Genomic DNA, 21651 nt, shown 5'->3' on the forward strand with positions numbered 1-21651 from the left:
CTCCTGGCATTAATGCGCGGCCGGTGGGGTCGTCATGGCATCGAACGTCTGCATGACAATATCTGTCATTGCCATCAGGCGCGCCCGGCTGACGCCATCCCGGGCCTGGATGGAGATCCCGTGAAACAGGGTCGCCACATAATCCCCGAGCGCCTGTATATCGGTGTTTTCCGGCAGATCGCCGGACTCAACACCCTGTCGGATGCGCTCTACTATGCCGTCAATCCGCTCCCGGCGGTAACCGGACAGCCATGCCATGATCTCCTCGTTGTCACGGCCATAGTTGGTCAACGACAACACCACCATACAGCCGTGAGGTCTATCGTCTCGGGTGTAGTTTTCAACTGCATTTACAAGCAGTTGCCTGACAGCCTGGCGGGTATTCGGCTGTGACAGGGCGGCATCAGCAAAAGCACCTTCTTCGGCCAGATAATGCGCTATCGCCTCGCGAAAAAGATTCTCCTTTGAGCCGAAGGCGGCATAAATCCGGGCAGAAGCAATCCCCAGTGCAGCAACCAGGTCGGACAGGGATGTCCCTTCATAGCCACGCTGCCAGAACACCTCCTTTGCTTTGCGCAATGCCTCTTCACGATCGAACTCTCTTGGTCTGCCGGCCATAACACACTCTCCACATAAGTCATTTCGAATAGAGGCTACCAGTTCATTGTCGACTAACAAAGAATTATTTTTTGTTGATTGACAAAGATTAAGAAGCCCTCTTAACCTATTCACTGTTGATCGACAAACAATAGGTGCCATCGCAGCTGACACAAGCTCTGTCTATGACCTGCTGCGGGTATTTTTATCAATCATTCAGACGGAAAAGGTATGAACACATCACTCATCAAGGCATTGCTGGCAGCCGTCATGCTGTTCCCATTGCATGACGCTGCCGTCGCGGCAACTGCACAAGGCGCGGCAGCGACATTGGCAACAACACAGGTTAACGAGGCAGATTTTCAGCATCAGTATGTCAACGTTGCAGGACTGAAGATGCATTACGTGACGGCGGGAAAGGGGGAGCCTGTATTACTGATCCCGGGCTGGCCGCAGACCTGGTATGCATGGCGTCATGTGATGACCCGGCTCGCTGCCGAAGGCTATATGGCGATAGCGGTTGATCCGCCAGGAACCGGTTATTCCGCACGGCCGAACACGGGTTATGATACCGGGGCGGTGGCAACCACATTGCACAGGATGATGAATCAGCTGGGCCATAAGCAATATTCGGTTGTCGGTCACGATATTGGCATGTGGGTTGGTTATGCACTGGCGAGTGACTATCCCGCGGACATTAAAAAAATCGCATTAACCGAGGCAGTGATTCCGGGTCTGGCGCCGGCACCGTCCATCTTTGTCGATCCGCAGGAGAATATTTTCCTCTGGCACTTTATGTTTAATCAGGTGCAGGATTTGCCGGAAATGCTGACGGCCGGGAAAGAGCGGGAATATCTGAATTTTATTTTTGACAACTGGTCTTATCGTCGTGATCGCGTCGCCGCACAAACCTATATCGATGCTTATTCTTCACCCGGCGGACTGCGTGCAGGATTTGCGTATTACCGGGCGATCCCGCAAACCATAGCGCAGAATAAACAGCGGGCCGAGAAAAAATTGATGATGCCGGTTCTGGCAATCGGTGCAGATCATGCCACCCGTGATGCACCACAACAGACGATGCAGGGAAGAGCGGTGAATCTGCAGGGCGCTATGCTGAGTGAATGTGGCCACTTCGTCACGGAAGAGTGCCCGGAACAGCTGATGGAAGTACTAGTGCCGTTTTTGAGAAAATAAATACATCGCTAATTTGCAGATGATATCTAAACAAGCCTCCTGCTCGGGGGCTTTATTCTTGGTATTCGAAATAAGAAGACCTGATATTTTTCACGCTGGTTCAGTGTGGCATTCTATTGGCGAAGCGTAATTGGAAGACGGAAACAGGATTTCTCCCTTCTCCCCTTGCGGGAGAGGGTTGGGGATGAGGGGCGGCAATATCATTGCCTTAGCAAGCGAGGATCAAATAGCTGGTGCAATGCGCTTCGCTTATTGTCCCCCATCACACAGGGTATCCAGTTCAAGTCGATAAAAATCCGTCTCTTCGTGCTTCGGATTGGGACGCAAGAATACCCAGCCAAACCGACGGTAATGGTTAAGTGCCCGCAAGTTGGTACGACTGACGGAAAGCATCACCCATTTACAACCCGCACTGTGCAACTGCTGCCGGATATGGGCTTGCAACTCTTCCGCCAGGCCGGTGCCACGATACTCGGGAAACAGATAAATCAGTTGCACATAGCCGGTTTCGGGATCATCAGAGAAGCTGCGGAACTCCAACTGGCCGACGATCTTGCCGTCTGCCCAAATATGGCGGTAGAACCACTCGGTTTGTTCTTGCCGCTCCTGGATCCGCTCCCGATAGCCGGAGATAAACTCGGCAAAACCATCATGAGTATCGAAGCTGCAGAAATAAGCATCCCTGCGCGCCTCGAGACAGAGTTCGAAATCCCTTTCGAGATTTATGTCCTTAAATTCAACCTGCAATGGCGACCTCCTGTCGCTCGACTGACACTGAGTAATGCTCCCCTCAAGCCTCCTCACTCCCCCAACCGCTGTGCCAATCCGGAATACCGCTCAGTCTTTTTCCTGACAGCCTGTGCCAGCAGGGCGCGATCACCGTAGAGCGCGAGGCGGGCCTTGGCGCGGGTGATGCCGGTGTAGACCAGCTCGCGGGTGAGCAGGGGGCTGGGGCCGTCCGGCAACACCAGCACGGTATGGGCAAACTCCGAGCCTTGGGACTTGTGGATGGTCATGGCGTAGACGGTCTCGTGGGGGGGCAAGCGGCTCGGTAACAATGAGCGCAAGCTGCCGTCCGGCTGCTCGAACCACACCTTCAATCGGCCGGTGTCATCCGGCAGGCAGAGCCCCATGTCGCCGTTGTAGAGGCCGATGCCGTGATCGTTGCGCACCACCATCACGGGGCGGCCGGCGTACCAGTCGCCGTCACGCTGGATAAGACCGGCTCTGGAGAGCGCCAGTTCGAGGCGCTGATTCAGGCCCTCCACCCCGAAGGGACCGTCCCGCAGGGCGCAGAGGATCTGAAAGCCGTTGAACGCCTTGAACACGGCGGCGGGCTCCTGCCCCTCCCGGGCCGCCCTGAGGTAAGCACCGTACCCTTCCACGCCCTGGGCGATCAGCCCCTCATAGGCATCCCCCGCCCAGGGATGCAGGCTGATGTCGTTAAAGCCCTGCCCCCAGACCGCCTCCAGTGCCGCAACATCACCGTCGTTGCAGGCCCGTGCCAGCTGGCCTATGCCGGAGTGTTTGTCGAAGCGCCAGCTCTTGGCTAACAGGCAGAGGCTGTCCCGCACAGGGGCACCAATTGGCGAGCCCTGCAACCGGTAGCCGGTCTGGCGGGAGAGCCAATCCGCCTGCTCCAGGCTGATGCCATGAGAGATAAAGCTGCAGATGTCGCCGAGCACGGCCCCGGCCTCCACCGAGGCGAGCTGATCCTTGTCGCCGAGCAGGATCAAGCGGGCAGACTTGGGCAGAGCATCCAAGAGGCGCGCCATCATGGGCAAGTCCACCATGGAGGCCTCATCCACCACCAGCAGGTCCAGGTGCAGCGGGTTGCCCTTGTGATGGCGGAACTGGCTGCGACCCGGGATCACCCCGAGCAACCGGTGCAAGGTGCCCGCCTCGGTGGGAATGGCCGTCACCACCTCGGGGGTCAGATCCAGCGCCTGCAAGGCGCTGCCGATACTCTCGGTGAGCCTTGCCGCCGCCTTGCCGGTGGGCGCCACCAGCCGGATCGCCGGTGCCTTGCCCTGCTGCAGCCCCGTCTCCACCAGGATGGCCAGCAGCTTGGCAACCGTGGTGGTCTTGCCGGTGCCGGGACCGCCGGAGATCACCGCGAAGGGGCGCGCCGCCGCGGTGGCCGCCGCCAGCTTCTGGCCGTTGCAGCAGAGCGCCTCGGGCACCAGGGCATCCAACGCGCTCAGCTCGTTCGCCGCCTGGGCACGGACCAGCAGGGCCTCCACCTCGGGCCAATTCACCTCATCCGGGAACACCAGATCCAGGTACTTCTCCACAAACTGGGGGGCGGAGAAATCCGGTGCGAGGCGCGCCTTGAGCAGGGCCGTGAAGATCTGGCCATAGTCGCGGGCAAACAGGCGCGACAGGGCCTGGGCTATGTCTGGCCATTCCGCTCGCTCGCTCAAGGCGCTCAGGTGACGGGCCACCCCTTGCTCGTGATCGTGGTAGCGGGTGAGATAGAGGCGTCCCTGCCACAGCCGCAGCGGCCAGCGCGGTGCCTCCCCTTCGCTTCCCTCCAGGCCCACCAGCGGACTCTCTGCAAACAGCGCGGGCCAGCGGGATGGATCGGCAAGATCCCCGAGCAGATCCCGGCTCTGCTTGGGATCCAGCCCGAACGGGCGCCAGGATCCCTGATCCTTGCCATCTTTCACCAACAGCGCCAACGGCAGGCAGACGTGGCCACGGCCCAGCTCGTAGCAGGCGAGCGCTGCCCCCAGCACCAGCTCGGGACCGGCACCGAGATCCGCCACCAGTCTGGCAAATTGCAGATCCAGCTGGCGAATGCGGCCCGCCAGGGCCGGTTGTTTCAAGCGTTCGATCATTGCTGTGCCCGTCATGCATCCGCCTTGTTCAATTTCTCTAAACGATCACCATCAGGCATCACACCTTTACTAAACAACTCGTCGAGCCCCAGCACCAGATCCCGGCTCGGACGGGTGTGGAAAACGCCCCCCTGTGGCATGCCCCGCAGGAAGAGGTAATAGACACCGCCAAAGTGCTGGTCGAAGTCGTAACCCGGCAGCCGCAGCGCGAGCAGTCGGTGCAGCGCGAGGGAATAGAGCTGGTATTGCAGGTCATAGCGATGTTCCTGCATGGCTCGCTCCAGCGCCGGGCGGCCGTAATCCGCCGGGCTCATGCCGAGGTGGTTGGATTTGTAGTCGAGCAGATACCAGCGCCCCTGCCACTCGAACACCAGATCGATAAAGCCCTTGAGCATCCCCTGTACCGTACTGAAACTTAAGGGTTTATTGCCCGCCGACAGAGGGTCGAGGCGCTGGCACAGCGCGGTGAGATCCTTTGCCGTCACCCGCTCCATGGGCAGGAAGAACTCCAGTTCCACCTGCTTGCGATCGGCGCTCAGGTCGCGCAGCCGCACCGGCTCTCCAAAACCCGTCTCGAGTTGGGTGTCCAGCACGGCTTCCACCTGCTGTTGCAACACCGGGGCCCAGCTCTCGTCGAACCCCTCCTGGGTCAGCAGGGTGGCGATATGGGCGCACAGCTCCTCTCCTTCTGCGCTTTGGAAGTCGATGGTCTCGAACAGACTGTGCAGCAGGGTGCCGGGGCGCGCCCCCTTGGGGAAGCTGAAGATGGAAGGCTGAGGCGCCTCCTCCGGCAGCGGGATGGCCGCCTCGGTCACCACCTCGTCATCGAAGCCGGGATTGGCCAGCACCCCCTTGACGTGCCCCAGGCCCTGGGCCGCGAGGCCAGAGTAGGAACTGATCCACCAGTCCCGCTCCAGCCTCCCCTCGAAGCGGCGCACCAGGGGCTCACCGAGGGAGGTCTTCTCCGCTGGCAACGGGGCCGGGCGGGTGAGCGAGGGCTCACCGACCGCCACCCCGGGCAGGGCCTTGGCAAGCTCGCCAAGGGCCATGCTCAGGGTCGAGGCATCGCCGGCTTCCCCTTTTTGCAGCAGATAACCGATGGCGGTTTGGTGCAGGTCGGTCTGCTCCGACTTGCCCGCGCCGGCGCGCACCGGCGCGAGCCCGAGCCAGGTGGCGTAGACCCCCCGGGTCAGGGCCACGTAGAGCAGCCGCAGGTCTTCGGCGAGGCGCTCCCTGTCAGCCTCGGCCAGGGATCCTTCCGCCTCGGTGAGATCCAGAATGGTGCGGTTCTGCCCCTCCACCTCGGCGTGATAGAGGGGCAGCTCGGCGGCGCGGTGGCTGCAGATGAAGGGCAGGAACACCAGCGGGTACTCCAGCCCCTTGGACTTGTGGATGGTGACTATCTGCACCAGCTTGCGCTCGGATTCGAGACGCAGCACCTGCTCCGCCACCTGGCCATTGGGGTGGTTGACCGCCTCCCCCAGCCAGCGCAGCAGGGCATATTCCCCGTCCAGCTCGCAGCTTATCTGTTGCAGCAACTCGGCCAGATGGAGGAAGTTGGTCAGCCGGCGCTCCCCATAGGGGCTCGCCAGCAGGGAGGCGGCCAGGTTGCGCCTGTGCAGCAGGGCCCGCAGCATGGCGAGCACCCCGTTGCGGTGCCACAGCGACCGGTACTCCATAAACTCCTGCACCGCGCTCTCCCAGGCACGCTCGTCCGAGGCGAGCTCATCCAGCGCCCTGGCATCGAGATCGAACAGGCCGGTGGCGAGCGCCGCCCTCAGGCTGCGCTCCTCGCTCGGGTTCTGGCAGGCGTGCAGGATCAGCAAGATCTCCCGCGCCTCCACTTGGGCCAGCACGCTCTCGCGATTCGACAGATAGACGGAGGCGATGGCGAGGCGTGCCAGCTCCTGCTGCACCAGCCGCCCCTCGGCGCCGGTGCGTACCAGCACGGCAAGGTCCCCCGCCTTCAGCGGCGCCTCCCCTATCAGCGCCTTACCCTCCCGGGCCAGGCTCAGCAGGCGATGGATCTCGGCCGCGGTGGCGCGGGCCATCAGGCCCTGGTACTCCCCCCGGTTGAAGGTGGGCTGGCCGCCGAGCTGCCAGCAGTGCAGCACGGGGGCTGTCTGTCCTTCCAGGGTCAGCGCCTTGCCCTTGCCCTGGGCCTCCACCGGCAGGAAGGGAATGTCCGCCTCATAGATGAAGGGATCCTTGGCTCGCTCGAACAGGCCGTTGACCGCCGCCACCAGGGCGGCACTGGAGCGGTAATTGCGCCCGAGGGTGTAGTGGGCGCTCACATTCCGGCGCGCCTGGATATAGGTGAAAATATCGGCGCCACGGAAACCATAGATGGCCTGTTTTGGGTCACCGATCATCAGCAGCGCAGTATCCTGCTTTCCGCCATAGAGGCGGTGGAAGATGCGGTACTGCTGGGGGTCGGTGTCCTGGAATTCATCTATCATGGCGACCCTGTAAGTCGCCCGGATACGCTCGCACAATCTCTCCCCGAGCCCGGAGCCGAGGGCTCCGTCGAGATCTTTTAGCAGGTCATCGAACGAAAGCTGATGGGCCTGGCGCTTGCTGGCCTGCATCCGCTCCCGCACCACCCGCGCCGCCCGCTGCAGGATCAGATCCCTGATGTCGGGACGGCTCGCCAACAGGTCGTCTATCTCGCCGAACAGCGGCAGGGTCGGCACAGAGCCCCCTTTCTTCAGGTTCTCCTCTAGCACCTGCTGGCCGAAGCGCTCAAGCTCCTTGGGGATGGCGTAGCCGCTGGCGGGATCCGAAGCCCAGTCCGCCAGCTTGCCGAGCCAGCCTTCGTAGTTCTTGCCGGTGTAACGGCTGATCTGGCCATCGGTCTGGCGGCGGATCTCGTCGACCTGCGCCAGCCAGGCGCGCTTCACCCCTTCGATGCGGGCCATGGCCTCGCGATGGCGCTCGGCAAGCGTCTCGTCCCCCAGGGCCGGCAGGATGGCCAGCTCGCTGTTGTCGAGCCAGCCGTTCATCTCCCGCAGCAGGGCCGATGGGCTTGGCCAGAGCTTGCGCACCGCCCGGGCCAGAGCCTCGTCCACCGGGTAGAACTCGGCGCGCCAGTAGTCGCTCACCGCCTGCAGCCGCAGCTGACTGTCATCGGTCAGAAATTCGGTTTCAAACAGGGCGCCAGATTCGAAGGCGTTCTGTTTGAGCATGCGCTGGCAGAAGCCGTGGATGGTGAACACGGCCGCCTCGTCCATCTGCCGCTCGGCGGCCAGCAATCGGCGCGCCGCGAGCTCGTGATCCTCGACCTCTGCCAGCAGACCCGCCAGCAGGGGATCCTTGTCCGGCTCAGGAACGCTGCCACGCAGGAAGGCGAGGCGCGCCTCATGGATGCGGGCGCGGATCCGCCCGCGCAGCTCGGCGGTGGCGGCCTCGGTAAAGGTCACTACCAGGATCTCGGTCACCGACAGGGGCCGCTCGTGGGCGCAGCGCTCCCCCGCCTCCTCTCCCTCTTCGATCTGTGGGCCGTGGCCCAGCAAGAGGCGCAGGTAGAGACCGGCGATGGTGTAGGTCTTGCCGGTGCCGGCGGAGGCTTCGATCAGGCGCTCGCCATACAGGGGAAAGCGCAGGGTATTCAGGGTCTTGGCCATTATTCTCCCCCTCGCATCACGGCGCGCTCGCCACCCACAGAGCGAAGGCTCTTCGCAGCATAAGTCATCATTGGTCGAGCGCCTCCAGGGCGTTGAACAGCGGGGTCAGGTGTTCCCGGGCCAGGGCCTGCAACTGGCCGAGCACCTCGTCATTGAGTTCGGGGAAGCAGCGGGCGACATAGACGTCCTGCCCCTCCCCCATCACCTGCCAGCCACCGAGGAAGCGGGTCTGCGCCGCCTTGTCGGCGGCCTCGGGTTTTTCCGGATCCTTCTCTATGGCCTTGAGCCACTCCCAGGCGGTGTTGGGGAAAAACGGCAGCGGCCGCTTCATGCCCTGCTGCCAGAGCGCCACCAGGGCCGCCAGTCGGGATCTGGATTCATCCGCCGCCAGCACCGGCAGCCGCCAGCCCTGCTTGGCATCGAGCAGCAGGGTCTCGCCGGGGAAATCGCTCAGGCAGAGGCAGAGGTGCTGCACCCAGCCCAGCAGCAGATCCTTGCCGTTGAAGCTGCCGGGTTTGACCACCAGGGCGCGGCCCCGCTGGGTATCTATCCAGCCCTGCAGCTGGCCCTGGGTCAGAGCGATGTCGATCTCCACCGCCCGTTTCTCGTCAGCGGCAAGCCAGGGGCGCAACCGCGCGGCCAGACCGCCCATCTGCTCATCCAGATCATCCAGCAGCAGGTTGCCAAACCAGCCCTGGGGCAGCTGACCTGAGAGGCGCAGCCGCTCCCGCCGTCGGCTCATTCCCTCGCGCAGCTCCTCGCCGTCCCCCTCCGCCAGGTGGGCATCCAGCAGCAGGCTTTTGAGCTGATAATGCTGCAAGCCGTCCAGCTCGAACGGCTCGCTGTCCTCTATGTTCGCCTCGTTCAGCTCGAACCATACCTTGAGGCGGCGGTTGAGGAAGTACTTGGCGGGCTGGCGATAGAAGCGCAGCAACTCGGCCAGCTCCAACCCCTGCTCCTTGCCCCATTCGGGTGGCAATGGCAGCTCGCCACTCTGGAAGTTCGCCGCCCCCGGTGTGGGGCTGAGGGCCGGCAGCCAGTCGGCGGCATAGGTGAACAGGCCGGATCCCGCTTTGGGATAGAAATAGTCCTGGCTATAGGGGGTGAGCGGATGGCGGCGGATCAGGTGCTTGAGCAGCCGATCGCCGGAGGCCTCGTCAGACAGATCCTCGTCCCCCACCAGCACGAAGCCCTGGCGCACATAGTCAATGAGCTCCGCCAGCAGCACTGAGGGCACCTTCTCGCTGTTGTCCTCGGCGCTGAAGCCCTGATAGCTGATGTAGAGCCCCTGCTGGGCGGAGAGCAGCGCCTCCAGGAACAGGTAGCGGTCGTCATCCCGGCGGGAGCGATCCCCACGGCGGCTCGCCACCGCCATCAGATCGAAGCCCATGGGGGCCAGGGTGCGCGGGTAGACGCCGTCGTTCATGCCGAGCAGGCAGACCTGGCGAAACGGGATGGAACGCATGGGCATCAGGGTACAGAAGTTCACTTGCCCTGCGAGGAAGCGCTGGCTGGAGCGCTGCTCACCGAGCACGCTACCGAGGTAGTCCCGCAGCAGATCCGGGCTGATGGCTTGCTCGAAGCGTGCCTCCCCGAGCGCCCCTTGCCAGTCGATCAAGGCGGTGCGGATGAGCTGCAGCAGCCGCTCCTCGTCCTCGTCGGCCTGGTAGAAGCGATCCAGCAGCTCGTTCAGGCAGCTCATCCACTCCCCCAGACGCTGTGGCTGTTGCAGCCTCGGCAAAAACTCGGCGAGGGAGTCCACGAACCAGGCCAGCTTGCCGAGGGCCAGACCCTGCTGACCTTCGATGTCGGCGTAAGGAAGGATTCCGTCCACCGGCTCCCCGTCCCCCATGGCGAAACCCAGCAGCATCCGGCGCAGGCCGAACAACCAGCTGTTACCGGACAGGGGCGGCAGCGCGAAACGCTCCGGATAGGCATCGTCCAGCCCCCAGCGAATGCCGGTCTCCTGCACCCAGACCCTCAGCTGGTTGAACTCATCATCGCCGAGCTCGAAGCGGCGCAGCACGGCGGGCACCTCCAGGATGGCGAGCAGCTCCCCCGCCCCGAAGCGGGCGTTGGGCAGCCCCAGCAGGGCGAGGAAGCTTTGCAGCAGCGGGCTCTCCTGGCTGGCGGCCCGGTCCGACACAGCGAACGGGATCTGGCCGCGGGCCCCCGGCCTCTCCTTGCCGAAGACCGCCTGGATATAGGGGCCGTAGCTGTTCACATCCGGCATCATCACCACCACGTCCTTCGGGGTCAGGGTGGGATCTTGCTCGAACATCGCCAGCAGCCGGTCGTGCAGCACCTCCAGCTCTCGCATGGGGCCGTGGCAAGCATGGATCTGCAGGGATCCATCGCTCGCGTCGAGCGGGCTCTTGTGACGGCTGCTATCGAGGTTCCCCTCTTTCTCAAACACCGCCTCCCCGCGGGAGCCCAGCTCCAGCACATCCTTCTGGATGCAATGCAGCAAACTGGTTTCGTCGATATCGACGAAGGCCTCGATCTGCGGCACCTCCAGCTCCATCAGCTGATGCAGATAGTCCCGCCCCAGCTTGCCCATGGAGGCGAGCAGCGGGTTGGTCGGCCCCTGCAGAGACTCGATATCGGTACCGGGTTTGAGCTTGCTCTCGAGCCGCGCCAGGGTCTTTCTGTCGAGCAGATCTCCCCAGTAGTAGCGACAGGGGTTGGTGACGAACAGGTGGATCTCCACCTCCTGCCGACTGCCCAACGCCAGCAGTGCCTCCACGTAGCGGGGCGGCAGCGCCGAGATGCCGAACACGAACACCCGTTGGGGCAGCTTGCCCGGCAAGTCCGCAGTGCGTTGCAGCTCGTGGATAAATTCTTCGTAGAGGTTGGCTCTGTGATAGCCGCTGGGGGAGAACGCCAGGGTCCGCGCCACCAGCTCGCGCCACAGCTCAGGCTGCCAATCCTGGCCGCTCACCTCCGCCAGCTCCTGACTGCCGGTGCCGACCAGACCCTCCCCCTGCTCCCAGCGGGCGATCCAGTCCGGCCGATAGACCAGGTATTGGTCGAACAGGTCGGCAATCTTCTGGCACAGCTGCCACAGCCGCACCTGTTCGGGATCGCCGGCGGCCTCTTCATCATCAAGGCTCCCCAGGTAGGCGGCGAGTGGCGCGAAGGCGGGTCTGTCCAGCAGGGCGGGCAGGATGCTCATCAATTGCCAGCTCATGGCCCCCTTGTTGTAGGGGCTCTGGCGCGGCACGTCCGCCAGCACCCGGGTAAACATCTCCCAGATGAAGCTGGCGGGCAGGGGAAAGTCGATATTGGCGGCGATGCCGAACGCCTTGGCCAGCTCCAGCTTGAGCCACTGGGCCATGCCCGGGCTCTGCACCAGGATCTGTTCCCGCTCGAAGGGATGAGCGAGGGGTGCCTGCCGGATGCGGCTCACCAGCAACTCTTTGAGCAGATCCAGTTGATTGGAGTGGTAGAGGGTAAACATGGGCAAGTCCCGCCAATTCAAGGATGCAAGGGATGAGGTGAGGGGGCAAACAGCAATGACCGCCGTCACGTCGCACGAAAAAGGATTGTCGGGGATTGGCGGGGAAGATGCAAAAGACGCTTGTCGTCGCGAAGCCGGGCGCGATCACAGTTCTCACCGACGAGGCGGTGAATCGCGAGCAATAAAAAGGCCGGTGCAACTGCACCGGCCAAAGGCGTTGGAAAACATCGACTATCTGGGCATTACCAGTTCTTGCCGAGGCGGGCATCCAGGCTGAAGGCCCCTGCACCGGCCGCTGCCAGCGCCAGGAAACCACCGGCAACGGAGACGTTCTTCATGAACATCAGCATCTGCATCTGCTCGGCAGGCTGATAGTGGAAGATGAAGGCGGCCATCAGGGTGAAGCCCGCCAGCAGCACCGAGATGCTACGGGTGAACAGACCCAGCACGATGGCGAGGCCACCACCCAGCTCCAGCAGGATAACCAGCGGCAAGATGGCACCGGGCACGCCCATGGCTTCCATATACCCCTGGGTACCGGCATAACCGCCGATCTTGCCCCAGCCTGCCATCACGAACATCAGCGCCAGCAGTACACGACCCACCAACAGTGCCACGTCTCTCATTTTGTCCATCTCCAGATTCCTTTGATTACCCATCGTACGTTAATAGTGTAAGACCGAATTTCTAACTCATTCATTTCGCCGAGATTTATATATCAAGGCAGATCAAACAGCAGGGCCTCACTCCCTTGGGAGGCCGTGAGTGCCCAGGACGGCTCATCACGACTGAGCAGGCCATCGCCGGGGCGGGCAGCCAGACCATTGCCAGTCAGCTCCCCTGAAATCATATGCAGGTAACCGTGACGTCCTTGCAATGCCCATTCGAGGGTCTCCCCTTGTGCAAGTTGCAGTCGCCATACCTTTGCCTGCTGGCGGATCCTGAAGGATCCCGCCTCCCCATCCGGTGACGCCACCAGCGTCAAACCGGGCTGGGCTTCAATCTTCTTCTGCTGATAGCCGGGTGTCGTGCCGTGTTCGTTCGGCTCGATCCAGATCTGCAACAGGGAGAGCGGCTCGGTCTGCGAGGGGTTGTACTCGCTGTGCCGGATGCCGGAGCCTGCGCTCATCAGCTGGAAATCTCCGGCCGGGATCTGCTCGGCATGGCCGAGGCTGTCCCTGTGCTCTATGGTGCCACTCAGCACGCAGGTCAGGATTTCCATGTTGGCATGAGGGTGGGTGGCAAATCCGCCACCCGGCGACACCAGATCCTGGTTGATAACCCGCAACGCCGAGTGTCCCATCCAGTCCGGGTCATAGTAGTGACCGAACGAGAAGCTGTGGCGAGCGTCCAGCCAGCCAAAGTTGGCCTTGCCTCGCGTCTCTGCGGCTCTCAATTTCATCATGGTGTGCTCCTCATGTACCAAAGCGGTTGATTAACGCTGGCGACCATCACCCAGACCGAACGGGATGCGGTAGTTGCTGTTCTCGTTGCCCAGGCTGACCGTCAGGTTGCCCTGGGTGCGGCTGGGGATCTTCACCATCTGGGTGCCGGTCAGGTTTGCATGGACGGATGCCAATACATCACCGGATTCGTCACGGACCTCCAGCATGGGGTTGGCCTTGCCGTCGATGGCGGCGCTGGCCTGCCAGTTCACCACCAGGACACCCGGTGCGGCGCTGAAGTCAGCGGGAACGGAAGCCTGGGCTACACCGGCGGTCATCAGGCCTGCAACGGCCAGCATCTTGATTACGTTTTTCATGTTCATTCACTCTCTTGTTTTGTCATTGCCAAGGCCGGTTCGGCCCGAATCAATGCATCCATGCAAGAGGTCATTCAAATATGGTGTTGTTCTTTCACCGACATCAGACAAAGTACTCTTGGGTGTCACGGTCCTGAACTACCGATTATTTGGCCGCTCGGCCTTCCTGCCGAAGCGATGATTGAATATTAGGGTCAGTTGCCCTAAGTTGTTAGCGAGATAATCTGGCAAACATGTTCAAAAAAATTGAAGGGTAATTATGGCCAAGGACGTGAACAAGGAACGGGCGCTGACGCTGGAGGCCATCCGGGTGCTGGATGCAATCGATCGCCGTGGCAGCTTCGCGGCGGCCGCCGATGAGCTGGGCAAGGTGCCGTCGGCCCTGAGCTACACGGTGCAGAAGCTGGAAGACGAGCTGGACGCCATGCTGTTCGATCGCAGCGGCCATAGAACCAAGTTCACCCCGGCCGGCCGCATGCTGCTGGAGCGCGGCCGGGTACTGCTGGAAGCCGCCGAGCACCTGGTGGGTGAGACCCGGGCCCTGGCCCGTGGCTGGGAGACCGACATCACCATAGCGGTCGATGCCCTGGTGCCGCTGCAAGCGCTCTATCCCCTGGTGGAGCGCCTCGCCGAGCTCACCGACACCCGCTTGCGGCTGCGGGCCGAGGTGCTGGCGGGCAGTTGGGAGAGCCTGGAAGATGGCCGGGCCGATCTGCTTATCTCCTCCCTCAACCCCGACATCATGCTGACCGGCATCAAGCATCAGGTGCTGCAGGAAGAGGTGATGCTCTATGTGGCCCACCCGGAGCATCCGCTACACCAGGAGGCCGAGCCTCTGGCGGACGATACCCTGCGCCGCTACCGCGCCATCGCCATCGCCGACTCGGCCCTGCGCAAGCCTGTGCTCACCTACCGCCTGCTCGACAAGCAGCCGCGCCTCACCGTCAGCACCATGGCCGAGAAGCGCGATGCCCTGCTGGCGGGGATCGGGGTCGGCACCATGCCGCTAACCTGGATTGAAGAGGACATCAAGGCGGGACGACTCAAGGTGATAGGCCCTGAGTATCGCCATCAGCTCCAGGTCGTGCTGGCCTGGCGGCGGGATACCATGGGCAAGGCCAAGAGCTGGCTGGTGCGGGAGATCCCCAAGCTGTTCCCTTGCAAGGAGGAGAAAAGCTGAATCGATTGAGTACCGAAAAGACATAAGGGGTCGAAAAATGCGCCTCTTCCTTGACGGCGGGCTCAGATTCGGAGAAAAGAAAAAGCGGATCTCTTACGAGCTCCGCTCAATGCCAGGAAAGAATAAAAACCTTACGGTTTAAAAAACCCTTAAATTGGAAGCAAACAATCGTTTTCTCAACCAGGAAGGTCATGAATCCGATTCGTGTTGAATTATGTGCGATGTAATATGCATCACCAGCAAAATGTTGAAAGGTTGAAGGATATGCACCGCAGAGTGTCATTATCTGCCACCTTGCCTCGTCACTGGTCAGGCCATTTCAGCCAATCTCACCGGGTTTATTTCCTCTGGTTTTTCTAGGTGTCAACATCTGAGCCCGAAACAGAAAAACAACTCACTTTCTGACACGACTAAAAATGCAGATAAAGGAATAGTTGCATGACCTACAGCCAGACCCTGGCCAATCACATTCTCGACACCCTGAAGAAGACGCTCACCGACAAGGGGATCCGCTACCAGACCCTGGCCGACGCCATGGGGGTTTCCATCGCCACCATCAAGCGGATGATGAACAAGCCTTCTCTACCGTTCGATACCCTGCTGGAGATCTGCCACCTGGTGGGGCTGTCGTTCGAGGAGTTGCTGGACAAGACCCAGGACGCCCAGAGCCGGCGCGCCGTCTTCACCCAGGAGCAGGACGAGGCGTTTCACAAGGAGCCCGGCCTCTACGCCTTCCTCGCCAACATCTTCTGGCGCGACAAGGCCCTGGTGGATCTCAAACGGGAGTACGGCCTGACCGATGCCTCCTGCTACCTCTATCTGCGCAAGCTGGAGCGGCTCGGCATACTGCAGCTCGGCATCGACAACAGCTACCACTTCCTCATCAGCGAGCGCATCAGCTTCGAGCAGCATAGTCGCTTCGCCCGCCAGCAGGCCCGCCAGGCCATGTCGGTGCTGGGGGATTACCTGGTGGAGAACATGCACAAGTCCAACAACTACATGGCGCTGTGCCAGCTCCATCTGGACGAGACTGAGGCCATGGCGTTGATCGATCGCATGAAGGAGTACTGGCATCAGGAGCTCAAGTTGAACCGGCCCGCCATCGGCCAACGGGAAGACACCAAGACCTATACCATGTCCCTGCAACTGGCCGACTGCGGCTACCAGAGCTTCGACGATCTGATCCCCAATATCGACAACTGATCCCCAGTGGGGCGTGAGGATCTTCTTTCGCTGTACAGGATCCTTGCCTCCCCCATCAGGACAGGATCCCATCCCTCACGCCCGGATCTTTCCCTGACTCTGTGCTGGCGTTCCCGCTCTCGCCCCCAACGGGGGCAAGGGCACCCGGGTGTCCAGGCAGATGCGGATGGCATCCGGCCGCCAGTGCTCGACATCGCAATCCACCAGAGCCCCCGTCTCGTCGTAGTTGACCCGCACCAGCCGCAGCACGGCGCTCCCCTCTGCCAGGTTGAGGGCGCGGGCTATGGCCCCCCGCGCCGCCGAGGGAGTGATCTCGAGGCTGGCCCCGCCCTGGCCTATGCCATAGCGCTGCCGGTAAAGCTCGGTGAGGGAGCTCGCAAGGGGGGCGCTCGCGATATCGGGGAAACGGCTCGCCAGTAGGTGATGGCTGACGTGCAGCACGGGGCGACCGTCGATCAGCCGCTGGCGACGGATCTCGTAAAGCGGCGTGAAGGGGGCCAGTCCCATCCAGCGACACAACTCGCTGCTGGCCAGCTCAGCGCCGTGGGCCAGCACCCGGGTCTCGGCGGTGCGCTGCTGCTCGCCGATCCACTGGTGGAAGTGGGTGTGGATGGCGGGATCATAGGTGAGCCTGGGGGGCGCCACGAACCAGCCACGGCGCTCGGCCCGGTAGATGAGACCATCCGCCTCCAGGCTGGACAGCGCCTCCTTGATGGTGATGCGAGTGGTGGCGAAGCGCTCGCTGAGGGCCCGCTCGGCGGGCAGCTGTTGCCCCGCCCCCAGCTGGCCGCTGCCGATGTAGCGGCGCAGGGTCTGGCAAATCTGTTCGCACTTGGAAGGGCTGCGGCCTTCGGCCACAACCTGCTCGCTCAATCGCGGCTCTCTCACTGTCACATCCCTGTCGGTCATTGGGCTGGAGTAGACCAGCCAAGGTTGGCCCAGAGTTGTACCCTGGCGGGATGACAGTCAGGTGACAGGCCAATAAGATCTCAAATGGATATCTATATACGTGTTCGCCACCACCCTATCCACACCTTGCGTCAGCTCTCCCTGCGAGGAATGACAGGCCTCACTTGTCATCAAACTGCCACGTAAACGCCCCGCCGCCGTCATATTTCCCCTCTAGCATCCCTCTCGAACCTTAACTGACCTAGTCCAGAGGGATGGGATGATGAAAACCTTGATCGCAAGTGCACTGGCCATGGCGGCCATCAGTCAGCCACTGTTTGCCGCCGACAATATCGCGGATCTGGAGAAAGCCGCCCGCGGCGAAGGCCAGCTCAACAGCATCGGCATGCCCGACAGCTGGGCGAACTGGAAGGACACCTGGCAGCAGATCGGCAGCGTCTATGGCATCAAGCACCAGGACACCGACATGAGCTCGGCCCAGGAGATCGCCAAGTTTGCCGCCGAGAAGGCCAATGCCACCGCCGACATCGGTGACGTGGGCGGCGCCTTCGGCCCGGTCGCGGTCAAGCAGGGGGTCACCCAGCCCTACAAGCCCTCCACCTGGGCGGACATTCCGAACTGGGCCAAGGACGCGGACGGCCACTGGATGCTGGCCTATACCGGCACCATCGCCTTCCTGATCAACAAGGATCTGGTCAAGGCCGCTCCCACCAGCTGGCAGTCCCTGCTCGGCGGTGACTACAAGGTGACCTTGGGGGATGTGGGCGTCGCCTCCCAGGCCAACAACGGCGTGCTGGCGGCGGCCTATGCCACCGGCGGCAGCGAGAAGAACCTGCAACCGGCGCTGGAGCTGTTCGGCAAGCTGGCCAAGCAGGGCCGCCTCTCCCTCAACGACCCCACCATAGCCAACATCGAGAAGGGCGAAGTGGAAGTGGGGGTGTTGTGGGACTTCAACGCCCTGAACTACCGCGATCAAATCGACCCCAACAAGTTTGCCGTGGTTATCCCGAGTGACGGCTCCGTCATCGCCGGTTACACCACCATCATCAACAAGTGGGCCAAGAACCCCAACGCCGCCAAGCTGGCGCGGGAATACATCCTCTCGGACGCCGGCCAAATCAACCTGGCCCGTGGCTATGCCCGCCCCATCCGCAGCAACGTCGCCCTGCCGGATGATGTTAAGGCCAAGCTGCTGCCGGCGGAGCAATACGCCAACGCCAAGCCGGTGCAGGATCACGCCGCCTGGGAGCAGAGCTCCAAGGCCCTGCCGCGCCAGTGGCAGGAAACCGTCATGATCAACATGCAGTAAGGACAGCCTGTGCAACACAAGGTGATAGTGGTACTTGTGGATGGCCTGTCTGCCGAGGTAGCCCACACCATGGGCTACCTCGCTGGCATGGTGGAGGCAGAGCGCGGTCTCTACACGACCCTGACCTGCGCCCTGCCCTCCCTCTCCCGGCCACTCTACGAATGCATACTGACCGGCGTGCCGCCCGTGGCGAGCGGCATCAGTCACAACGGCGTCAGCCGCCTCAGCCGACACGAATCCATCTTCCACCTCGCCCGCGCCGCGGGTAAGACCACGGCCGCCGCGGCCTATCACTGGGTCAGCGAGCTCTACAACCAGAGCCCCTGGCAACCGCTTCGAGATCGCTTCACCCACGACGAGCAACTGCCCATCCAGCATGGCTGCTTCTACTGGGACGATGGCTACCCCGACAGCCACCTGCTGCTGGACGGCGAATGGCTGCGCACCCAGTACGATTCCGACTTCCTGCTGATCCATCCCATGGGGGTAGACGATGCGGGCCATAAGTTTGGCCTCGATTCTCCCCAGTACCGAAACCAGGCGCGGCGCATGGACAGCCTGCTGGCCGACCTGCTGCCCCAGTGGTTAGGCGAGGGGTATCAGGTGCTGATCACCTCGGATCACGGCATGAACGAGGATCGCAGCCACGGCGGCACCCTGCCCGAAGAGCGCCAGGTGCCGCTCTGGCTGTTCGGGGAGGCCTTGGTGACCCAGTGGCCGGCAGGGCCTGCTCTGCAACAGACCCAGCTCTGCGCCCTGATGGCGGACCTGCTCGGTGTGCCCCACGACAAGCCGAGCGGCCCACAGCTGCTCAAGGCCAGCCACCAGCGGGAGGTGCACTGATGATGCCCGCCGCCACTGATACCCTGACAGCGCAAGGCGCGCACCAGGGCCGTGCCCGCCGTCACTGGTTGCCCGCCCTGGTGCTGCTGCCCTTCGCCCTGCTGATGATACTGTTCCAGCTCGCCCCCATGATATGGGTGCTGGTGGGCAGCCTGCAGACCCCGGACGGCTGGGGCCTGGGTTACTACCAGGAGATACTGAGCTCACCCTTCTACCTGCAATCCTTTGGCAATTCGTTGCGCATCGCCGGCATCGCCAGCCTGGCGGGGCTCGCCATAGGCACCCTGGGGGCGGCGGCCCTGCGCCACAGCGGTGAGGGGGTCAAGCGCCTGCTGCTGGCCTTTGTCACCATGACCAGCAACTTCAGCGGCGTGCCGCTGGCGTTCGCCTTCATCATCATTCTCGGCATCAATGGCGCCATCACCCTCTTGCTGAAATCCTGGGGCTGGATCGACGGCTTCAACCTCTACTCCGGCAGCGGCCTCATCCTCATCTACACCTATTTCCAGATACCGCTGGCCCTCTTGCTGCTCTATCCAGCCTTCGATGCGCTGCAGGATGACTGGCCCCAGGCCGCCGCCCTGCTTGGCGCCAGCAAGCGCCAGTATGTGTGGCACGTGGCACTGCCTGTGCTCACTCCGGCCCTGCTCGGGACCCTGATCATATTGTTCGCCAACGCGGTAGGCGCCTACGCCTCCGCCTATGCCCTCACCACGGGCAACTTCAACCTGGTGACCATACGAGTGGCCAGTCTGGTCTCCGGCGACATCTTCCTCGAGCCGAACCTGGCGGCGGCGCTGGCGGTGATCCTGATGGTACTGCTAGGGGTGGTCACGGCCGCCAACCAGTGGCTATTGAAGCGGAGCTATGTGAACAAGGGGAACCAACATGCGTGACCTGAAACCGGGCTGGCCAAAGTGGGTGCTGGGCGCCATGGTGGCGACCCTGCTGCTGCCCCTGCTGGCCACCTTCCTCTACTCCATCTCCACCCGCTGGGGCGCTACCCTGCTGCCGGACGGCTTCACCCTCGACTGGTATCTCAAGTTGTGGGGGGATCCCCGCTTCCTCGCCGCCTTCGGCCGCAGTTTGCTGGTCTGCTTCGCCACCCTGTTATTGGGGACGCTCGTGCTGGTTCCAACGGTTCTGGTAGTGGCCTATTACTTCCCCAAGCTGGATCCCTGGATGAATCTGCTGATCCTGCTGCCCTTCGCGGTGCCCCCCGTGGTCTCCTCTGTGGGTCTGCTGCAGATCTACGCGGACGGCCCCCTGCCCCTGATCGGCACGCCGTGGATCCTGGTAGGCACCTGGTTCACCATAGTGCTGCCCTTCATGTACCGGGCGCTCGCCAACAACCTGCAGGGGATACCGCTCAAAGATCTGATGGATGCCGCCCACCTGCTCGGCGCCAGCAACGCCCGTGCCTTCGCCATGGTGGTGTTGCCCTGCCTGCGCAAAGGGCTGCTGGCGGCGCTGTTTCTGTCCCTTTCCTTCCTGCTCGGGGAGTTCGTGTTCGCCAACATGCTGGTGGGCACCCGCTACGAGACGCTGCAGGTCTATCTCTACAACATGCGCGCCACCTCCGGCCACTTCACCAGCGCCCTGGTGATGAGCTACTTCCTGCTGACCCTGCTGCTCACCTGGGCGGCCAATAGATTCCATCGGTGATCCAAGATGTTTCATCTAGAAGTCAATCAGTTGCACAAGTCCTACGGCGAGACCCGGGTGTTCGAGGGGATCGAATTTGGCATCCGCAAGGGGGAGCTGGTGACCCTGCTCGGCCCCTCAGGCTGCGGCAAGTCCACCCTGCTGCGGGCCCTGGCCGGGCTGACCCAGGTCGACGGCGGCCAGATCCGGGTCGCCGGTGAAGACATTACCTGGCAGGCCCCCCAGCAGCGCGGCATCGGCATGGTGTTCCAGAGCTATGCCCTGTTCCCGAACATGACGGTGTGGGACAACGTGGCCTTCGGCCTGAAAATGAAACCCCAGCCGGGGCGGGAGCTGGCCAGCAGCGTGCAGGAGGCCCTCGCACTGGTGGAGCTCGCGGACTTCGCGAAGCGCTATCCGAGCGAGCTCTCCGGCGGTCAGCGCCAGCGGGTCGCCCTGGCCCGCGCCTTGGTGGTGCGGCCGCGCATCCTCTTGCTGGACGAGCCCTTGTCGGCGCTGGATGCCCGCATCCGCCGCAGCCTGCGCCAGCAGATCCGCGAAATTCAGCAGCGGCTCGAGCTGACCACACTGTTCGTCACCCACGATCAGGAGGAGGCGCTAACCCTGTCGGATCGGGTGTTCCTGATGGACAAGGGGCGGATAGTGCAAAGCGGCAGCCCGGAGCAGATCTACACCCAGCCCGCCAGCGCCTTCGTGGCGGGCTTCATCGGCCACTACAACCTGCTGGCACCCGAGCAGGCCAAGTCACTGCTCGGCCCGCGCTTCCACGGCCAGCTGGCCCTGCGCCCCGAAGCCATCAGCCTGCTGCCGGCGGGCAGCGAGTGCCAGGATCCCAACCTGCCCGGCATCATTCGCCAGCAACAACTGCTCGGCAACGTCATCCGCTATCGGGTCGAATGCGAGGCGGGACTGCTGACGGTGGACGTACTCAACCGCTCGGCTCGGGATCTGCTGGCGGTGGGCACCACAGTGACCCTGGCGGTAGCCCGGGATCAGTTCTGTGAGGTAGCATAGCCTCATGAATCCCATAGTTCTTTTTCACCCAGGCCGCCACAAGGAGCTG

General features: G+C 62.6%; 17 protein-coding genes. 8 read left to right on the top strand and 9 right to left on the bottom strand.

Annotation, left to right across the window (positions count from 1 at the left end):
• Positions 1-9 precede the first annotated feature (9 nt).
• Positions 10-618, bottom strand: coding sequence for a TetR/AcrR family transcriptional regulator (locus CUC44_RS11360; protein ID WP_100860067.1), 609 nt, complete (start codon positions 616-618; stop codon positions 10-12).
• 210 nt (positions 619-828) lie between these two features.
• Here CUC44_RS11360 and CUC44_RS11365 point away from each other — a divergent pair, with 210 nt between their 5' ends.
• Positions 829-1794 carry an alpha/beta fold hydrolase gene (locus tag CUC44_RS11365; RefSeq protein ID WP_100860068.1) on the top strand — a complete coding sequence of 322 codons (966 nt, stop codon included), beginning with the start codon at positions 829-831 and terminating at the stop codon, positions 1792-1794.
• 249 nt (positions 1795-2043) lie between these two features.
• Here the strand turns inward: CUC44_RS11365 and CUC44_RS11370 are convergent, their stop codons facing one another.
• The 7 genes from CUC44_RS11370 to CUC44_RS11400 all read right to left on the bottom strand — a co-directional run bounded on the left by CUC44_RS11370 (position 2044) and on the right by CUC44_RS11400 (position 13485).
• The gene (locus tag CUC44_RS11370; protein ID WP_100860069.1) at positions 2044-2541 is read right to left on the bottom strand and encodes a GNAT family N-acetyltransferase; all 498 of its coding nucleotides are present in this window, start codon (positions 2539-2541) and stop codon (positions 2044-2046) included.
• Between the two features lie 53 nt (positions 2542-2594).
• Positions 2595-4649: an exodeoxyribonuclease V subunit alpha gene (recD, locus tag CUC44_RS11375; protein WP_100860070.1), complete on the bottom strand. Its 2055-nt coding sequence runs from the start codon at positions 4647-4649 to the stop codon at positions 2595-2597.
• Positions 4646-8257, bottom strand: coding sequence for an exodeoxyribonuclease V subunit beta (gene recB, locus CUC44_RS11380; RefSeq protein ID WP_100860071.1), 3612 nt, complete (start codon positions 8255-8257; stop codon positions 4646-4648). The genes recD and recB overlap by 4 nt, the downstream gene beginning before the upstream one ends.
• Before the next feature lie 67 nt (positions 8258-8324).
• The gene (gene recC / locus CUC44_RS11385) at positions 8325-11717 is read right to left on the bottom strand and encodes an exodeoxyribonuclease V subunit gamma (protein ID WP_100860072.1); all 3393 of its coding nucleotides are present in this window, start codon (positions 11715-11717) and stop codon (positions 8325-8327) included.
• Between the two features lie 242 nt (positions 11718-11959).
• Positions 11960-12352, bottom strand: a complete 393-nt coding sequence (locus CUC44_RS11390) for a DoxX family protein (protein WP_100860073.1) — start codon at positions 12350-12352, stop codon at positions 11960-11962.
• A gap of 83 nt (positions 12353-12435) precedes the next feature.
• A complete protein-coding gene (locus tag CUC44_RS11395; RefSeq protein WP_100860074.1) occupies positions 12436-13122 on the bottom strand; it encodes a pirin family protein in 687 nt (228 codons plus the stop codon).
• A 30-nt stretch (positions 13123-13152) separates the two neighbouring features.
• Complete coding sequence (locus CUC44_RS11400; RefSeq protein WP_100860075.1) at positions 13153-13485, bottom strand: hypothetical protein; 333 nt, start codon at positions 13483-13485, stop codon at positions 13153-13155.
• A gap of 253 nt (positions 13486-13738) precedes the next feature.
• Here CUC44_RS11400 and CUC44_RS11405 point away from each other — a divergent pair, with 253 nt between their 5' ends.
• Together CUC44_RS11405 and CUC44_RS11410 are read left to right on the top strand one after the other, a co-directional pair.
• Positions 13739-14659 (top strand): LysR family transcriptional regulator, encoded by a 921-nt coding sequence (locus tag CUC44_RS11405; RefSeq protein ID WP_100860076.1) that lies wholly within the window; start codon positions 13739-13741, stop codon positions 14657-14659.
• A 438-nt stretch (positions 14660-15097) separates the two neighbouring features.
• Positions 15098-15862: a helix-turn-helix domain-containing protein gene (locus tag CUC44_RS11410; protein ID WP_100860077.1), complete on the top strand. Its 765-nt coding sequence runs from the start codon at positions 15098-15100 to the stop codon at positions 15860-15862.
• Positions 15863-15937: 75 nt separating this feature from the next.
• Here CUC44_RS11410 and CUC44_RS11415 read toward each other — a convergent pair whose 3' ends face one another.
• Complete coding sequence (locus CUC44_RS11415) at positions 15938-16771, bottom strand: UTRA domain-containing protein (protein ID WP_244166769.1); 834 nt, start codon at positions 16769-16771, stop codon at positions 15938-15940.
• Positions 16772-17033: 262 nt separating this feature from the next.
• Between CUC44_RS11415 and CUC44_RS11420 the strand changes: the two genes are divergently transcribed.
• From CUC44_RS11420 to CUC44_RS11440, 5 genes are read left to right on the top strand one after another with little or no spacing between them, the layout of a single operon-like run.
• Complete coding sequence (locus CUC44_RS11420) at positions 17034-18080, top strand: ABC transporter substrate-binding protein (protein WP_100860079.1); 1047 nt, start codon at positions 17034-17036, stop codon at positions 18078-18080.
• 9 nt (positions 18081-18089) lie between these two features.
• On the top strand, positions 18090-18923 hold the full coding sequence (locus CUC44_RS11425) for an alkaline phosphatase family protein (RefSeq protein ID WP_100860080.1): 834 nt from the start codon (positions 18090-18092) through the stop codon (positions 18921-18923).
• Entirely contained in the window at positions 18923-19819 is an 897-nt protein-coding gene (locus tag CUC44_RS11430) for an ABC transporter permease (RefSeq protein ID WP_100860081.1), read from the top strand. The genes CUC44_RS11425 and CUC44_RS11430 overlap by 1 nt, the downstream gene beginning before the upstream one ends.
• Positions 19812-20588 (top strand): ABC transporter permease, encoded by a 777-nt coding sequence (locus CUC44_RS11435; protein ID WP_100860082.1) that lies wholly within the window; start codon positions 19812-19814, stop codon positions 20586-20588. The genes CUC44_RS11430 and CUC44_RS11435 overlap by 8 nt, the downstream gene beginning before the upstream one ends.
• Before the next feature lie 6 nt (positions 20589-20594).
• Positions 20595-21602, top strand: coding sequence for an ABC transporter ATP-binding protein (locus CUC44_RS11440; protein ID WP_100860083.1), 1008 nt, complete (start codon positions 20595-20597; stop codon positions 21600-21602).
• The last annotated feature ends 49 nt before the right edge of the window (positions 21603-21651 follow it).

Source organism: Aeromonas lusitana, from assembly GCF_002812985.1.
GTDB lineage: Bacteria > Pseudomonadota > Gammaproteobacteria > Enterobacterales > Aeromonadaceae > Aeromonas > Aeromonas lusitana.

Bases quoted from the DNA above. Each gene is read 5' to 3' on its own strand.
- CUC44_RS11360 (WP_100860067.1), bottom strand. From the start codon at position 618: ATGGCCGGCAGACCAAGAGAGTTCGATCGTGAAGAGGCATTGCGCAAA.
- CUC44_RS11365 (WP_100860068.1), top strand. From the start codon at position 829: ATGAACACATCACTCATCAAGGCATTGCTGGCAGCCGTCATGCTGTTC.
- recD (WP_100860070.1), bottom strand. From the start codon at position 4,649: ATGACGGGCACAGCAATGATCGAACGCTTGAAACAACCGGCCCTGGCG.
- recB (WP_100860071.1), bottom strand. From the start codon at position 8,257: ATGGCCAAGACCCTGAATACCCTGCGCTTTCCCCTGTATGGCGAGCGC.
- recC (WP_100860072.1), bottom strand. From the start codon at position 11,717: ATGTTTACCCTCTACCACTCCAATCAACTGGATCTGCTCAAAGAGTTG.
- CUC44_RS11390 (WP_100860073.1), bottom strand. From the start codon at position 12,352: ATGGACAAAATGAGAGACGTGGCACTGTTGGTGGGTCGTGTACTGCTG.
- CUC44_RS11395 (WP_100860074.1), bottom strand. From the start codon at position 13,122: ATGATGAAATTGAGAGCCGCAGAGACGCGAGGCAAGGCCAACTTTGGC.
- CUC44_RS11400 (WP_100860075.1), bottom strand. From the start codon at position 13,485: ATGAACATGAAAAACGTAATCAAGATGCTGGCCGTTGCAGGCCTGATG.
- CUC44_RS11405 (WP_100860076.1), top strand. From the start codon at position 13,739: ATGGCCAAGGACGTGAACAAGGAACGGGCGCTGACGCTGGAGGCCATC.
- CUC44_RS11410 (WP_100860077.1), top strand. From the start codon at position 15,098: ATGACCTACAGCCAGACCCTGGCCAATCACATTCTCGACACCCTGAAG.
- CUC44_RS11415 (WP_244166769.1), bottom strand. From the start codon at position 16,771: ATGACCGACAGGGATGTGACAGTGAGAGAGCCGCGATTGAGCGAGCAG.
- CUC44_RS11420 (WP_100860079.1), top strand. From the start codon at position 17,034: ATGAAAACCTTGATCGCAAGTGCACTGGCCATGGCGGCCATCAGTCAG.
- CUC44_RS11430 (WP_100860081.1), top strand. From the start codon at position 18,923: ATGATGCCCGCCGCCACTGATACCCTGACAGCGCAAGGCGCGCACCAG.
- CUC44_RS11435 (WP_100860082.1), top strand. From the start codon at position 19,812: ATGCGTGACCTGAAACCGGGCTGGCCAAAGTGGGTGCTGGGCGCCATG.
- CUC44_RS11440 (WP_100860083.1), top strand. From the start codon at position 20,595: ATGTTTCATCTAGAAGTCAATCAGTTGCACAAGTCCTACGGCGAGACC.